Below are 15463 nucleotides of genomic sequence, written 5' to 3'. Positions count from 1 at the left end.
GCCGGACCAGTCATGCGTTACAGTATTACACATGATGTCAATCAGTAACGAGAGATCGCTGAGTGACCAGATCTTGGATGCCGCCGCCAGCTGCGTGTTGGCCTTCGGTGTGGACCGGGTGACACTGGCCGAGATCGCCCGTCGGGCCGGAGTCAGCCGCCCGACCGTGTACCGGCGTTTTCCCGATACCCAGTCGATCCTGGCCGCACTGCTCACCGCCCGGATCGTCGGCGTTCTCGACGAGACCGCAAGCGAGGGGGCGGGGCGCGCGGCGCTGGTGGCCCGCATCGTCACCGTGGCCGGCCGGTTGCGCCACGATGAGGTGATCATGGCGGTGCTGCACTCCGCGCCCGAGCTGGCGATGGTCTACATCGCCGAGCGGCTGGGCACCAGCCAGCAGATCCTGATCGATGCCTTGGCCGGCGAACTCAAGCTCGCACAGGACGGTGGTATGGCCGAAAACCGGGTCCGGTCCGGTGATTCCCGTCAACTGGCCACCATGTGCCTGCTGATCACCCAGTCGGCCATCCAGTCCGCGCAGATGGTCGAACCCATCCTCGACGCCGACGCGCTGGCTGCCGAACTCGCCCACGCCCTGAACGGATACCTGGCCCCGTGACCGCACCTACCGCACTCGACAGCGTCAGACGCGCAACCGAATTGGCCGAGCTCGCCGACGGTCTGCGGGTCGACGTGATCGTTGTCGGCGGTGGCATCACCGGTGCAGGAATCGCGCTGGACGCCGCCAGCCGGGGACTCGGTGTCGCGCTGGTGGAGAAACACGATCTGGCGTTCGGCACCAGCCGGTGGAGCTCTAAGCTGGTGCACGGCGGCCTGCGCTACCTGGCCACCGGCAACATCGGGATCGCCCGCCGCAGCGCGATCGAACGCGGAATCCTGATGACCCGCAACGCCCCCCATCTGGTCAACGCCATGCCCCAACTGGTGCCGCTGCTGCCGTCGATGGGGCGGGCATCTCGGGCGTTGGTGCGCACCGGTTTCATCGCCGGGGACGGACTGCGCCGGCTGGCGGGCACGAGCGCATCGATCCTGCCGCGGTCGCGACGGGTGGACGCTCATCGCGCGGTGGAACTGGCACCCACCGTGCGTACCGAGGGCCTCGACGGCGGCTTCCTGGCCTACGACGGGCAGCTCATCGACGACGCCCGCCTGGTCACCGCCGTCGCCCGCACGGCTGCCCAGCACGGGGCACGCATCCTGACCCGGGTGTCGGCCCGAGCGGTGGACGCCACCTCGGTCCATCTGACCGACGAACTCACCGGGGAATCCTTCGACGCGTCCGCCCGGGTCGTCATCAACGCCACCGGGGTATGGGCCGGAGACCTGGACCCGGCGCTGACCCTGCGCCCCAGCCGCGGTACGCATCTGGTGTTCGACGCCGCGGCGTTCGGCAATCCGACTGCCGCACTGACCATCCCGATACCGGGGGAGTTGAACCGATTCGTCTTCGCGATGCCCGAGCAGCTGGGCCGGGTCTACCTGGGATTGACCGACGAGGAGGCGCCGGGACCGATTCCCGATGTGCCGCAACCGACTCCGGCAGAGATCGACTTCCTGCTGGACACGGTCAACACCGCGCTGGCCGCCGAGCTGACCACAGCCGATGTCCGGGGCAGCTATGCCGGTCTGCGGCCGTTGATCGACACCGGGGCGGGCAGTACCGCCGACGTGTCACGTGAGCATGCGGTGGTGGAGTCGGCGAGCGGCGTGCTCAGCATCATCGGAGGCAAGCTCACCGAATACCGGTACATGGCCGAGGACGTCGTGGATCGGGCGCTGACGCTTCGTGGGCTGTCCGCCGCCGCCTGCCGCACGGCGAACCTGCCGTTGGTGGGCGCGCCGGCCAATCCGGTCTCCACGTTGCGCTCGGCGCATGCCCTGCCGTCCTCACTGGTGGCCCGGTATGGCGCCGAGGCGCCCAACGTGATCGCCCAGGCCCGCTGCATGCGCCCCACCGAACCGGTGGCCGACGGAATCGACGTGATTCGTGCCGAATTCGAATATGCCGTCACGCACGAAGGCGCGCTCACCGTCGACGACATTCTCGATCGGCGCACCCGCATCGGACTCGTGGCCGCCGACCGGGCTCGGGCCGCTGATGCCGCCGCGGAGATGATCGCCGAGTTCGGAAAAGTTGGGTAGATACACCGAATGGCCAGTTATTGCACGGTTTTCGTGGGAAGCGTGCAACAACTGGCCATTCGCAGAAGCTGGGGCCGGCTGGAGAGTTACAGCGGGATGTTCTTGTGGCGGCCGCGCCGGTGCGGGGCCTCGGCCAGAGCCTGCGTCAGCTTGCTGCGGGTGTGGGCCGGGTCGATCTTCTCGTCGACCACGCCGATCTCGATCGCGGAATCCACACCGCCGGCGATCCGCTCGTGTTCGATGGCCAGCTCCTCGTGCAGCGCCTCACGCTCGTGATCGGGAGCCGCAGCCAGCTTGCGCTTGTGCAGGATGCCGACGGCAGCCTTGGCGCCCATCACGGCGACCTCGGCGTCCGGCCAGGCGAACACCTTGGTGGCGTTCAGCGATCGCGAGTTCATCGCGATGTAGGCGCCGCCGTAGATCTTGCGGGTCACCAGGGTGACGCGGGGGACCGAGGACTCACCGAACGCGTGCAGCAGCTTGGCACCGCGACGCACCACCCCGCCCCACTCCTGGTCCACGCCGGGCAGGTAGCCGGGGACGTCGACGACGACCACCAGCGGGATGCCGAACGCGTCGCACAGTCGCACGAAACGCGCGGACTTCTCAGCGCTTTCGGAGTTCAGGCAGCCGCCCAGGCGCAGCGGGTTGTTGGCGATCACGCCGACCGTGCGACCGGCCAGCCGGCCCAGGCCGACCACGATCGACGGGGCCCACTTGCCCTGGAATTCCTCGAAGGGCACCCCCTCGTCGAGCAGCGCCTCGACGATCGGATGCACGTCGTAGGCGCGGCGAGCCGACTCGGGCATCAGTGCGGCCAGGTCGGTGTCGCCAGCCTCGGCCTTGCTGCGATCGAAATGGCCCTGCTGGCTGAACAATCCGACCAGACGGCGGCCGCGCTCGTAGGCGTCGAGCTCGTCGTCGGCGACGATGTGGCACACACCGGACTTCTTGTGGTGGGCGTCGGGGCCGCCGAGCGACACCATGTCGACGTCCTCACCGGTCACGCTGCGCACGACGTCCGGACCGGTGACGAAGACCTTGCTGTCGGGGGCCATGATGATCACGTCGGTCAGCGCCGGGCCATAGGCCGCGCCACCGGCCGCGAAGCCGACGACCACCGAGATCTGCGGGATGTAACCCGACGCCCGGATCATCGCCTCGAAGACCAAACCGACGGCGTGCAAAGCCTTGACGCCTTCGGCCAGCCGGGCGCCGCCCGAGTGCCAGATGCCGACGATCGGGCTCTGCTCCTCGATCGCGGTGTCGTAGGCGTCGACGATATGGGCACAGCCCTCGATGCCCATGGCCCCGCCCATCACGGTGCCGTCGGTGCAGAACGCCACCGTACGAACGCCGTTGACGGTGCCGGCCGCGGCCAGCACGCCCGAGCGGTCCCGCTCGTGCAGCAGCTCCACGCTGCCGTCGTCGAAGAACGTCTTCAGACGGAGCAGCGGATCACGCGGGTCGAGTGATTCGGCAGCCGTTTCGGGGGCCATGATCGTCATGTAGGTCTCCTTAATGGAAAGCGCCGGGTCGCCGTAGTTGGAGTCTCAGTACTTTCCGAAGGCGAGCGCGACGTTGTGCCCACCGAATCCGAACGAATTGTTGATCGCGTACTTGAAGTCACCCTGCCGCGGCTCCCCGGCCACGACGTCCAGATCGATCTCCGGGTCGAGGTTGTGCAGGTTGCGCGTCGGCGGGATGACGCCGTCGCGTAGCGCGAGAACGGTCAGTATCGACTCGACCGCTCCCACCGCGCCGACCGAGTGGCCCAGTGCCGCCTTGGGGGCGTACACCGCCGGCTTGTGACCGTGCATCGCGTTGTTGATCGCCTTGCCCTCGGCCACATCGCCGACGTTGGTGCCGGTGGCATGCGCGTTGACGTGGTCGATATCAGTGGGCTGCAGGCCTGCCAACTGGATGGCGCGGGTCATGGCGTAACCGGCCTGCTCACCGTTGGGATCGGGCGCCACGATGTGGTAGCCGTCCGACGTCACGCTGGCCCCCATGATGCGGCCCAGGATGTTGGCGCCACGGGCCTTGGCGTGCTCTTCGGTCTCGATGACCATGAGCGCACCCGCCTCGCCGAACACAAAACCGTTGCGGTCCTTGTCGAACGGCTTGCACGCGCCTTCGGGATCGTCGTTGCTGTTGGACAGCACGATGCGCATCTGGGCGAAGCCCGCGATCGGCACCGCCTCGATCTTGGTCTCCACGCCACCACAGATGGCGACGTCGGCTTCGCCGAGGACGATGGTGCGCCACGCGTTGGCAATGGCTTCCGAACCGGAGGCGCAAGCCGAGATCGACGTCGACACACCGGCTTTGGCCTTGCGATCCAGGCCGACTGCTGCCGCCGCGCCGTTGGGCATGTACATCTGCACCACCAGCGGCGACACCGCGCGCAGGCCCTTGGTCCGCATGCCGTCGTAGGCGAACACGAGCTCCTCGGAGGAGCCCATGCCCGTGCCTATCGACACCGCGAGGCGACGCGCGTCGACCTCAGGTGACCCGGCGTTGTCCCAGACCCGGCGACCGATGACGGTCGCCATCTTCTGGAGATAGGACAAGCGGCGCAGTTCGACCCGCGTGAGCTCCGAATCGAACTCCTCGAGGAGATGACCGCCGATTCGCACCGGCAGGTCATACTCCTCGACGAAAGGATCGGTCAGTTTCCGGATTCCGCTCTGCCCGTCGAGCAGCTTCTTCCAGGTGCTCTCAGCATCAGTTGCCAGCGCCGTTGACATGGCTACGCCGGTGACAACCACGTTGGGAAGACCATTCCCAGTGGACAATCCCGCCATATTTACGGAGTTTTCCTTCCGTGCTTTCCCTCGGTGTTTAGTTTCCGGAACTACCTGTGGCGCCGGTGTGCCGGACCTCAGTATTTGCCGAAGGCCAGGGCCACATTGTGGCCACCGAAACCGAACGAGTTGTTGATGGCGTACTTGTAGTCGCCATAACGAGGCTCGCCCGAAACCACATCGAGATCGATTTCCGGATCCGGCGTCTCGTAGTTCAGGGTCGGGGGGATGACCCCGTCCCGCAACGCGAGCACCGTCAGCACCGACTCCAGCGCACCGACCGCACCGATCGAGTGACCCAGAGCCGACTTCGGTGCGTACACCGCAGCGTTCTGACATCCGGCAACCCGGATGGCATTGGCTTCGGCGGTGTCACCGATCGGGGTGGCCGTGCCGTGGGCATTGACGTGGTCGATGTCCTTGGCATCCAGGCCGGCGGTCTCCAGCGCGCGCTTCATGGCCGCACCGGCGCGGACGCCGTTGTCGGCCGGAGCCACCATGTGGAACGCGTCCGAGGTGATACCGGCACCCATCAACCGAGCCAGCGGCTTGGCGCCACGGGCCAAGGCATGCTCCTCGGTCTCGATGATCATCATCGCGCCGGCTTCACCGAACACGAATCCGTCGCGATCCTTGTCGAACGGCCGGGAGGCACCCGCGGGATCGTCGTTGCGGGTCGACATGGCACGCATCATCGAGAACGCCGCGATCGGCAGCGCCTCGATACCGCCTTCCACGCCACCGACAACGGCGAAGTCCGCGTCACCCATCACGATCTGCCGCCAGCCGTGGGCGATGGCTTCAGATCCCGACGAACACGCCGACACCGGCGTGATGACCCCGGCGCGGGCGCCGAGCTCAAGACCGGCGACCGCGGCCGCGCCGTTGGGCATGATCATCTGGACGGCGAGCGGGCTGACCTTGCGGATGCCGCCCTCGTTCATGGCGTCGTAGGTCTCGACGATCTTCTCGCCGCCACCGAGACCGGTGCCGATCACGACGGAGAACCGGTCGGGGTCGACCTCGGGGGCGCCCGCGTTCTTCCACAGCCGCCTGGCCAGCACCAGTGACATGCGCTGCACGTAGGAATTGCGGCGCAGCTCGATGCGGGTCAGGTGGCCGTCGATGTCGTCGACCAGGTGACCACCGATACGCACCGGAAGGTCCCACTTCGTGACGAAGTCGTCGGTCAACTCACGGATGCCGCTTTCTCCGGCCTGGAGGCCCTTCCACGTGCTCTCGATGTCAGCAGCGAGCGCCGTGGTTGCCTCCACGGCGGTCACCACGACGTTCGGGAAGCCTCCGTTAGCAGTGGAAGGTCTGCTCATTCCGAGCCAAACTTCTCGCGCAGGGCGGCAGCAGCCTCGGGGTTCTCTTCCTCGAGCTTCTGGATGTAGGAGACGACGTCACCGACGGTGCGCAGGCCGGCCAGATCCTCGTCGGGGATCTTCACGCCGTACTTGTCCTCGGTCTGCACGGCGATCTCCACCATCGACAGCGAGTCGATGTCCAGGTCGTCGACGAACGACTTCTCCGGGGTCACCTCAGACGGCTCGATGCCGGTGACCTCTTCGATGATCTCGGCGAGACCGGCGATGATTTCTTCTTGACTGGCGGCCACGATGGCTCCTTCTTGTTGTTGAAAGCGCCCTCCGGGTGCGGAGGACAATTCGGGACGTTCGGTTGTGTCGCTATTCGGTTGTTGCTGGACTTACAGCTCGTCCAAGCCGTCCAGGTCGGCAGGGGACTTGACCGCGCGGGTCGGCGTGCCCTTCAGTTCACGTTTGGCGATGCCGACGAGGGTGCCTGCCGGCGGGAATTCGACGATCCCGGCCCGCTCCGCATTCTGGAAGCGGTCCCGCACGGTCGCGGTGCACAGATCCCAGCGCACCGGGTTGGTCAGCTGGGACACCAGCTTCTCCATCGCATCGGCAGCAGAGGTGACCGGCTGTCCGTCTGCGTTCGACAGCAGTGTCGCGATGGGCTCAGACGTCGTTACAGACTCCGCAGCGGCGGCATATCCGTCCAGCGCGGAAGCCATGTAATGGGTGTGGAATGCGCCCGCGGTCGCCAACTGACGGACCCGAGCCTTGGCCGGCGGATCCTCGGCGAGCTTCTCCAGCGCGGCGATCGCGCCGGCGGCCACGATCTGACCGGCGGCGTTGCGGTTGGCCGGAACCAGGTCGAGACGAGCCAGCGCTTCCAACACTTCGGCCTCGTCGCCACCGAGCACTGCCGACATGCCGGTCGGCTCGACGGCGCAGGCCTTGGCCATCTCGGCGCCACGGGTGGCGGCCAGCTTGACCGCATCGTCGGACGAGATGACGCCGGCGATGGCGTAGGCGGCGATCTCGCCGACGGAATGGCCCGCGACGAGGGTTTCGGCGGTCTGCGGCACGCCGCGCTTGGTCAGTTCCTCATAGGCCAGCAGCGTGGCAGCGACCACCAGCGGCTGCGTGACCGCGGTATCGGTGATCTCCTCGGCGGTGGCAGTGGTGCCCAGGCGCACCAGATCCAGGCCACTGATCTGCGACCAGGTGGCCAGACGATCGGCCGCGCCCGGGAGCTCCAGCCAAGCGGTGAGCATTCCGGGCGTCTGCGACCCCTGTCCAGGGGCGAGCAATGCGAGCACGGGTTGAGGCACGTCATTAAGAGAACACTGTGAAGACGGTTTTGTGGGGTGTAAGAGATTATGAACCTTGTCTTATGTTTTTGTAGGTTCCCCACAAAAGTGCATGTGATGCGACGTTACCTACACCGCAGCGAAATATGTCACAGTGACCGATTTGCCGCTCATCGCGTGTTCAACGCCCGTTGAGTGCCGGTATGCGCCGGGCGAATGGCCGGCACTATGACGGGCGCCCCGTTTGGCGTGCTCGACTGGTATGCCTGTTTACTCAGTCGGCCCACCGTCGAGGCGACCCGCAGCACATAGGCGTCGCGGGGAAGCGCCGGATCGCGCCCGGTGAAGTCGCCGATGCGCTTCAGCCGGTAGCGGACCGTGTTTGGATGAACGAACAATTTGCGAGCGCAAGCTTCTATGGCGCCGCCGGAATCCAGGAAGGCGTCGAGGGTTTCGGTCAGGGCCGGACCGGCGTCGGCCAACGGGCGCATGACCTCGGTCTCCAAGGCCGCGATTGCCGTCGCATCACCCAGCAGGGCCCGTTCGGGAAGCAACTCGCGCGCGGACACCGGTCGAGGTGCACCCGGCCATCCGGCCACCGCGTTCATCCCGGCGATCGCCTCGGTGGCGCTGCGATGGGCGGCCGTCAGCGTCGGTGACGTCGGGCCGATCACCACCGGGCCGTCGGCGAACACGGTCAGCAGGTCGGCCAGAAACCGGTCGGTTGCCGACAACGGGCCGGACACGATCGTCACCAGCCACGTGCCGTGCACATCGGACAACGCGGCCCGGTCGTTGCGTTTGACGACGTCGTGGATGTCGTCACGAGCCAGATCCAACCGATCCGGCCGCGGCAGCCCGACAATCACCGTGGCTGGTGCGGTGGCGTCCCACTTCAGAGCCGCGGCCTGGGACTGCAGTTCCGGTCCGGTGTCGCCGCGGACCACCGCGTCGACCACGTTGGCCTCCATCCGCAGGTCCCAGGCCCCGCGCGCCTCGGCCTGATCGGCGTAGGCGCTGGCCGCGGCGAAGGCCAGATCCCGGCTGTATCGCAAGATTCCCGCGGTCAGGGCGTTGAGATGCTCCTCGGAGCGGGCCAGCAGCGGCACCACCTCTTCGAAGAACTCCATCGACGTGCGGACCATCTCGACCGACTGTCGCAGCGCGATGCGACGCCGCAGATCGTGAGGCACCACCTCGAACGCCTGCGCGGTGTAGCTGACGTCGCTGGTCGGGTCACGCATCCATTCGACGAAGTTGACGACGGCCGTCTGGACCACCAACTGCACGCTGGCCCGCTGCGATGCGTCGAGATCGGAGAAGAAGTCCAGCCGCTCGGCCATGGCGTGCACCGCCTCGGTGGCCAGCCGGCCGGAATACTGCTTGAGCCGGCGCAACACCGAGTCGGGCACGCTCTCGAGGACCTCGACGGTCGACTTGGGCGGGACGAACCGATTGTTGTCGGGCACCCCTAAAAGCTACGCCACCTTTCTGGTGGATTCCTCCAACCTTCCCGCGCGGGGAACGCCGCGCGGGGAAGGCCGAAGGAAGCGGAGCGCTAGGCGCTACCGGTGTCGACGTAGGAGACCGCCGCGGCGAACACGTCGTCGATCTTGTACTCCTTGGCTGCGGCGATCGCCACGGACGCATCGATCTCGCCGTCGCGGGCCAGCCCTTCGAGCACCGCCACCACCACCGACTCGGCGTCGGTGTTGAAATACCGCCGCGCCGCGGGCCGGGTGTCGGAGAAGCCGAAGCCGTCGGTACCCAGGGTGATGTAGGTGCCCGGCACCCACGCCCGGATCTGCTCGGGCACTGCGCGCATCCAGTCCGAGACCGCCACCACCGGGCCGGCCGCATCGGCCAGCACGTTGGTCACGTGCGCGGTGCGGGCCGGCTGATCGGGATGACGCAACCGGTGCTTCTCGATCTCGACACCTTCACGGTTGAGCTCACCCCAACTGGTCACCGACCACACATCAGCGGCCACATCCCACTTCTCGGCGAGCAGGTCCGCGGCCCGGAGTGCTTCGGGCATCGACACCCCCGAGGCCAGGATCTGCGCGGTGTTCGCGCGCGGTTCGGCCGCGCGCCGGTACCGGTACATACCCCGCAACAAGCCCTCGGTGTCCAGATCGTCCGGCTCGGCCGGTTGCACGTAGGGCTCGTTGTAGATGGTGATGTAGAAGAACACGTTCTCCGGATGCTCGCCGTACATGCGCTGCAGGCCATGCTCGATGATGTGGGCGATCTCGTAGGCGAACGCGGGGTCATAGGTCACCGCGGCCGGGTTGGTCGACGCCAGCAGCAGGGAATGACCGTCGGCGTGCTGCAGGCCCTCGCCGGTCAGCGTGGTGCGTCCGGCGGTCGCGCCGAGGACGAACCCCTTGGCCATCTGATCGGCCGCCGCCCACAGCCCGTCGCCGGTGCGCTGGAAGCCGAACATCGAATAGAAGATGTAGATCGGGATCATCGTCTCGTTGTGTGTCGAGTACGACGTGCCGACCGCGGTGAACGATGCGGTCGAACCCGCCTCGTTGATGCCCTCGTGCAGGATCTGGCCGACTTCGGATTCCTTGTAGGCCAACATCAGCTCCGAATCCACCGAGGTGTAGAGCTGTCCGTTGCGGTTGTAGATCTTCAGGCTCGGGAACCACGAGTCCATGCCGAACGTGCGGGCCTCGTCCGGGATGATCGGCACCAGCCGCGGCCCGATGTTCTTGTCGCGCAACAGTTCCTTGAACGTGCGCACCGTGGCCATGGTGGTGGCCACGGCCTGCTGGCCTGACCCCTTCTTGAGCGCCTTGTACGTGTCGGAGTTCGGTAGCGGCAACGGGGCGCTCTTGGTGCGGCGGGACGGCACGAACCCGCCGAGCGCACGGCGACGCTCCAGCAGGTAGCGGATCTCCGGGGTCTCCGGACCGGGGTGGTAGTACGGCGGCAGGTAGGGGTCTTCCTCCAGCTGGGCATCGGAGATCGGTACCCGGGTGACGTCGCGGAAGTCCTTGAGGTCTTGCAGCGCAAGCTTTTTCATCTGGTGCGTGGCATTGCGACCCTCGAAGTGGCTGCCCAGGGTGTAGCCCTTGATGGTCTTGGCCAGGATGATCGTGGGCTGGCCCTTGTGTTCCATCGCGGCCCGGTAGGCGGCATACACCTTGCGGTAATCGTGGCCGCCGCGCTTGAGGTTCCAGATCTCCTGATCGGTCATCGGCTCGACCAGGGCCTTGGTCCGCGGGTCGCGACCGAAGAAGTGGTCACGCACGTAGGCGCCGTCATTGGCCTTATAGGTCTGGTAATCGCCGTCGGGCGTGGTGTTCATCAGGTTCACCAGCGCGCCGTCGCGGTCGGCGTGCAGCAGGGCGTCCCATTCGCGACCCCAGACCACCTTGATGACGTTCCAGCCCGCGCCGCGGAAGAACGACTCCAGTTCCTGGATGATCTTGCCGTTGCCGCGTACCGGGCCGTCGAGGCGCTGCAGGTTGCAGTTGACGACGAACGTCAGGTTGTCCAGCGCCTCGTTGGCAGCCACCTGGATCAGCCCGCGGCTCTCGGGCTCGTCCATCTCGCCGTCGCCGAGGAACGCCCAGACATGCTGATCGCTGGTGTCCTTGATGCCGCGATCGTGCAGATAGTGGTTGAACCGGGCCTGGTAGATGGCGTTCATCGGGCCGATGCCCATCGACACCGTCGGGAACTCCCAGAAATCGGGCATCAACCGTGGGTGCGGGTAGGACGGCAGGCCGCCGCCGGGATGGCTGTGTTCCTGGCGGAAACCATCCAGTTGGTCGGTGGTCAACCGGCCCTCGAGGAACGCGCGGGCGTAGATGCCGGGGGAGGCGTGGCCCTGGATGAAGATTTGATCGCCGCCGCCCGGATGGGACTTGCCGCGGAAGAAGTGGTTGAAGCCGACCTCGTAGAGCGAAGCCGACGACGCGTACGTCGAAATATGGCCGCCCACACCGACTCCCGGCCGCTGTGCGCGGTGCACCATGATGGCCGCGTTCCACCGGATCCACGCCCGGTAGCGACGCTCGGTGTCCTCGTCGCCGGGAAACCAGGGCTCCAGTTCGGTGGGGATGGTGTTGACGTAATCCGTCGAGGTCAGTGCGGGGATCGCGACGCGCTTCTCCCGTGAACGCTCCAGCAACCGCAACATCAGATACCGGGCCCGGGCCGGGCCGGAACGCTCGAGCAATTCGTCGAACGATTCGAGCCATTCGCTGGTCTCGTCGGTGTCGATGTCGGGCAGGTATGAGGCGACGCCCTCCCGGATCACCCGGACCCGGTCGGGTTCGGCTGCGGTGGAGGAGTTTTGAGCCAGATCCTGGCGCGCGAACTCGGTGGTCAACTTCCGCTCCTTGTTAGGCGGTAACAACTGACAGTGCTTGTGGCACCTTCTATCGTCCACCTATCTCGCCGACTGCGCCCCGCTGGGGTGGTGGTGCGTAAGTTACCCATCGGTTGCGTTGTGACCCGGTAACGTCTGCAGATCGTGCCGGTTGATGGGCAGTTTGGGTCGAGGGGGCGGATCGCCGCGAGCGCACTGGGGGGCGCAGCGGTGATCGCCATGGTCGTGGTGGGGTGTACCTCCGTAACCGGCGGTACCGCACAGGTCGATTCCGCGGTGGCGCCGGAGTACCGGGCATCGGTGTCGGCCTCCATCGCGGAGTCGTCGGCCAGTTCGGTGACCCGCGAATCCGAACGCCAGGCCTCGTTGACCACCCGCGCGATCCATACCGTGTGCGAGGACCTCAGCACCTCGGCCGTGGACGCGGTGAACGCGGTCAACGGCTACGTCGAAGCGGTCAACAACGGCGGTGACACCCAGGCCAAGGCCGGCCCCGCGATCGACGGGCTCAACCGCAGCGCCGACCTGGTCAGCTCCGGTCTGTCCGACGCATTGGCACCGGACCTGCGGTCGGCGTTGACCGAGTGGATCGACTCGGCGCGGGCCCTCGTGGCGGCCATCTCCGGCCAAGTCGGCCCGGATCAGTTCAACGCGGCATCGACGCGTTCGAACACCGCCCGAGAGAACGCATTGACCCGATGCGACCAGGCCTACCGATGAGCGGGCCGACAAACACACCCGCCGGACACCCGCGTTGGTGCACTGTCGTGCGACGATAGGCACACAGGCATCGCGCGCGAATGAGGGCGAGCAACAGACAAGTCTTGAGAGAGGCTCGACGAAAGACTAAGGAGGATCGACGGTGGTCGCGGCGGCGGGGACGGACTCTAGCCCGAACTACGCTCACATACTGGGCATCCAGCGAGATCAGATAGTCCAGGAACTGGGTTGGGACGAGGACAGCGACGACGACATCCGGGCCGACATCGAAGACGCGTGTGGCTCCGAGCTGCTCGACGAGGATTCGGATGAGGTCGTCGACGTCGTATTGCTCTGGTGGAGAAACGACGACGGGGATCTCGTCGATCGGTTGATGGACGCCATCACCCCACTGGCCGAGGACGGCGTGATCTGGGTGGTGACACCCAAGACCGGCAAGCCCGGGCACGTGCTTCCCGCCGAGATCGCCGAATCGGCGCCGACGGCCGGACTGATGCAGACCTCGTCGGCCAAGTTGGGGGATTGGACGGCAAGCCGGTTGGTGCAGCCGAAATCGAAGGCCGCCGGAAAGCGGCAATAGTGTTGGCTGTCGGGACGCCGGCGCCCGATTTCACGCTCCGGGACCAGAACGGCAGGCCGATCACCCTCAGTGGGTATCGCGGCGTCAAAGACGTGCTGCTGGTGTTCTTCCCACTGGCGTTCACCGGCGTGTGCGAGGGCGAACTCGGCGAGATCCGAGACCACCTGCCGCGCTACGAGAACGACGACATCGCCACCCTGGCCATCTCCGTCGGCCCACCGCCGACCCACCGGATCTGGTCCATCGAAAGCGGATTCACCTTCCCGATCCTGTCGGACTTCTGGCCCCACGGCGCGGTCGCCCAGACCTACGGGGTGTTCAATGCCGACCTCGGGTATCCCAACCGCGGCACGTTCGTCGTCGACCGGGCCGGGGTGATCCGGTTCGCCGAGATGATGGAACCGGGCCAGGTGCGCGACCAGACGGTGTGGCAGCACGCGCTGGAGGCCGTGCGGCAGGGTTAGATTTCCGGTCTCGCGGTCACGGCGTGTACCGTGCCTGCGACGGGGCGCGTAGCTCAGTGGTAGAGCTCTGGTTTTACACACCAGCGGTCGGCGGTTCGATACCGTCCGCGCCCACCAAGAAACCACCGGTCCGATGGTCGGTTTCGTGAATCGCTCAGCACCGACCCACGGTTGCAGTGCTGCACGAAATCATTCGTCTTCTTCGCAGTGCAGGTCGACGTAGACCGTTGTGTAGCGCGTGAGGTTGTCGACCTGGCCGGCCGGTCCCCGGATAACCCAGTTGTGTTTGACGTCCTGGCCCGGACGCACCGAATCGACGGTGCACTGATCCAGCGACCCGTTGCCGACCTTGCTGAGGATGACGTTGTAGCCATCGGCCTTCAGTTTGTCGATCGTCTCCTCAGCGGACGAATTCGCCGGTGCGGCGACGGCCGGAACTGCCAACAGCAGACTCAAGGCCCCTGCGGTCCCGACGATTGCCGTCGCGCTTTTCATTCGCGTATATCGTGGCCCTTTCACCGGTGGTAACACCACCTTTCCCGTAGGTGAGATATTGGTTAAGTCTAGGCTTCGATCTAGGCGGCGGCCCCGGCTTCATATCAAAAACACACGATCGCGCTGGACGCATTCCATGCCTGATCCATATGCGGTAAATGGTCAGCTCATAGAAAGTGCAGAACAAACACCGACCCGGCTCTCATGGCATTCTTTACGATGGAAATAATTACGCTGAAACTCAACGGGTCGGCTAGCGAAATGGCGGACGTTATTCCCCAGGTCGCAGCACGTACCCGACGCCGCGAACGGTGTGGATCATCGGATCGTGGCCGGTGTCGATCTTCTTGCGTAGATACGAGATGTAGAGGTCGACGACGCTCGCCTTACCGCGGTATCCGTAATGCCACACCCGGTCGAGGATCTCGGCGCGGCTCAGCACTCGTCGTGGGTTGCGCATCAGATAGCGCAACAGCTCGAACTCAGTGACGGACAACGACACGGGCGCCCCGTCGCGCATCACCTCACGGCTGGCGTCGTCGAGCACGAGGTCACCCACCCGCAGCGTTCCTGTCGTCGGCGACGACACACGACTGGACCTGCCCAGCAGGCTGCGCAACCTCGCCACCAGCTCTTCGATGCTGAATGGCTTGGTCATATAGTCGTCGGCTCCCGCTGTCAGCCCCGATGCCCGGTCCATCGTGGAATCGCGGGCGGTCAGCAGCATGGTCGGTGTGTAGCCATCAGATTCGCGGACGCGTCTGAGCACTTCCAGGCCGTCGACATCCGGCAGCATGACGTCGAGCACCACGACATCTGGTTCTGACTCGTCGAAGCTCGTGACCGCTTCCCGGCCGTTGTGAGCGACCTCGATCGCCCAGCCCTCGTAGTGCAGCGCCATCTTCACGAGGTTGGCCAGCGCCGGTTCGTCGTCCACCAGCAGTACTCGAACGGGTGAGCCGTCGGCCCGGTGAATGCGCGGCTGCTGACCGCGGACGACCGCGCGGGGCTGCTGAACATCTTTGACAGACACCGACATCATGATTTCATTTTCCGCGCTTCAGCTATCGTTGTCACAAGTGTCATATCGACTCCTAATCTGGGCAGCTCGCGATGCGTCGAACAGTTCCCGGAACCGCTCCAGATGCACAAAGATTTGGGTTCTCTATGCGTCCGCCATGGTCGCTTGACGCTGCTTTCGGACGGTCAATAATCTGAATGTAGAAATCGGGTATTCGTGATCGTCTGTCGCGATATGAATTT

14 protein-coding genes and 1 tRNA gene are annotated in these 15463 nt (G+C 65.8%); 6 read left to right on the top strand and 9 right to left on the bottom strand.

Translation table 11 applies throughout. The features are described 5' to 3' along the window. The first annotated feature begins 31 nt into the window (after positions 1-31). Positions 32-619, top strand: a complete 588-nt coding sequence (locus tag A5740_RS04990) for a TetR/AcrR family transcriptional regulator (RefSeq protein WP_076191962.1) — start codon at positions 32-34, stop codon at positions 617-619. Then, positions 616-2163 carry a glycerol-3-phosphate dehydrogenase/oxidase gene (locus A5740_RS04985; protein WP_076191960.1) on the top strand — a complete coding sequence of 516 codons (1548 nt, stop codon included), beginning with the start codon at positions 616-618 and terminating at the stop codon, positions 2161-2163. Before A5740_RS04990 ends, A5740_RS04985 begins: the two co-directional genes overlap by 4 nt. Before the next feature lie 86 nt (positions 2164-2249). Here the strand turns inward: A5740_RS04985 and A5740_RS04980 are convergent, their stop codons facing one another. From A5740_RS04980 to aceE, 7 genes are all read right to left on the bottom strand, one after another. After that, positions 2250-3671, bottom strand: a complete 1422-nt coding sequence (locus A5740_RS04980; protein WP_076191959.1) for an acyl-CoA carboxylase subunit beta — start codon at positions 3669-3671, stop codon at positions 2250-2252. A gap of 45 nt (positions 3672-3716) precedes the next feature. Further along, positions 3717-4970, bottom strand: a complete 1254-nt coding sequence (kasB, locus tag A5740_RS04975) for a 3-oxoacyl-ACP synthase KasB (RefSeq protein WP_076191957.1) — start codon at positions 4968-4970, stop codon at positions 3717-3719. A 77-nt stretch (positions 4971-5047) separates the two neighbouring features. Next, on the bottom strand, positions 5048-6298 hold the full coding sequence (gene kasA, locus A5740_RS04970) for a 3-oxoacyl-ACP synthase KasA (protein WP_076191955.1): 1251 nt from the start codon (positions 6296-6298) through the stop codon (positions 5048-5050). Continuing rightward, on the bottom strand, positions 6295-6591 hold the full coding sequence (gene acpM, locus A5740_RS04965; RefSeq protein WP_003884427.1) for a meromycolate extension acyl carrier protein AcpM: 297 nt from the start codon (positions 6589-6591) through the stop codon (positions 6295-6297). Before acpM ends, kasA begins: the two co-directional genes overlap by 4 nt. 90 nt (positions 6592-6681) lie before the next feature. Further along, positions 6682-7602, bottom strand: coding sequence for an ACP S-malonyltransferase (locus tag A5740_RS04960; RefSeq protein ID WP_139334951.1), 921 nt, complete (start codon positions 7600-7602; stop codon positions 6682-6684). Positions 7603-7763: 161 nt separating this feature from the next. After that, positions 7764-9062 carry a CdaR family transcriptional regulator gene (locus A5740_RS04955; protein ID WP_076191952.1) on the bottom strand — a complete coding sequence of 433 codons (1299 nt, stop codon included), beginning with the start codon at positions 9060-9062 and terminating at the stop codon, positions 7764-7766. Positions 9063-9151: 89 nt separating this feature from the next. Continuing rightward, positions 9152-11941: a pyruvate dehydrogenase (acetyl-transferring), homodimeric type gene (gene aceE / locus A5740_RS04950; protein WP_076191951.1), complete on the bottom strand. Its 2790-nt coding sequence runs from the start codon at positions 11939-11941 to the stop codon at positions 9152-9154. 219 nt (positions 11942-12160) lie between these two features. Here aceE and A5740_RS04945 point away from each other — a divergent pair, with 219 nt between their 5' ends. The 4 genes from A5740_RS04945 to A5740_RS04930 all read left to right on the top strand — a co-directional run bounded on the left by A5740_RS04945 (position 12161) and on the right by A5740_RS04930 (position 13822). After that, positions 12161-12661 carry a hypothetical protein gene (locus A5740_RS04945; RefSeq protein WP_076192243.1) on the top strand — a complete coding sequence of 167 codons (501 nt, stop codon included), beginning with the start codon at positions 12161-12163 and terminating at the stop codon, positions 12659-12661. 142 nt (positions 12662-12803) lie between these two features. Beyond that, positions 12804-13241 carry a DUF3052 domain-containing protein gene (locus A5740_RS04940; protein ID WP_076191949.1) on the top strand — a complete coding sequence of 146 codons (438 nt, stop codon included), beginning with the start codon at positions 12804-12806 and terminating at the stop codon, positions 13239-13241. Continuing rightward, a complete protein-coding gene (locus A5740_RS04935; RefSeq protein ID WP_076191948.1) occupies positions 13241-13705 on the top strand; it encodes a peroxiredoxin in 465 nt (154 codons plus the stop codon). The genes A5740_RS04940 and A5740_RS04935 overlap by 1 nt, the downstream gene beginning before the upstream one ends. A gap of 42 nt (positions 13706-13747) precedes the next feature. Beyond that, a tRNA-Val gene (locus A5740_RS04930) sits at positions 13748-13822 on the top strand. Between the two features lie 72 nt (positions 13823-13894). Here the strand turns inward: A5740_RS04930 and A5740_RS04925 are convergent. Both A5740_RS04925 and A5740_RS04920 read right to left on the bottom strand, forming a co-directional pair. Further along, the gene (locus A5740_RS04925) at positions 13895-14200 is read right to left on the bottom strand and encodes a hypothetical protein (RefSeq protein WP_076191946.1); all 306 of its coding nucleotides are present in this window, start codon (positions 14198-14200) and stop codon (positions 13895-13897) included. A gap of 271 nt (positions 14201-14471) precedes the next feature. Beyond that, positions 14472-15242 (bottom strand): response regulator transcription factor, encoded by a 771-nt coding sequence (locus A5740_RS04920; protein ID WP_371454715.1) that lies wholly within the window; start codon positions 15240-15242, stop codon positions 14472-14474. Between the last annotated feature and the right edge of the window lie 221 nt (positions 15243-15463).

The organism is Mycobacterium sp. GA-1841, assembly GCF_001954135.1.
GTDB lineage: Bacteria > Actinomycetota > Actinomycetes > Mycobacteriales > Mycobacteriaceae > Mycobacterium.
This window is presented reverse-complemented; position numbering and strand designations above follow the sequence as displayed.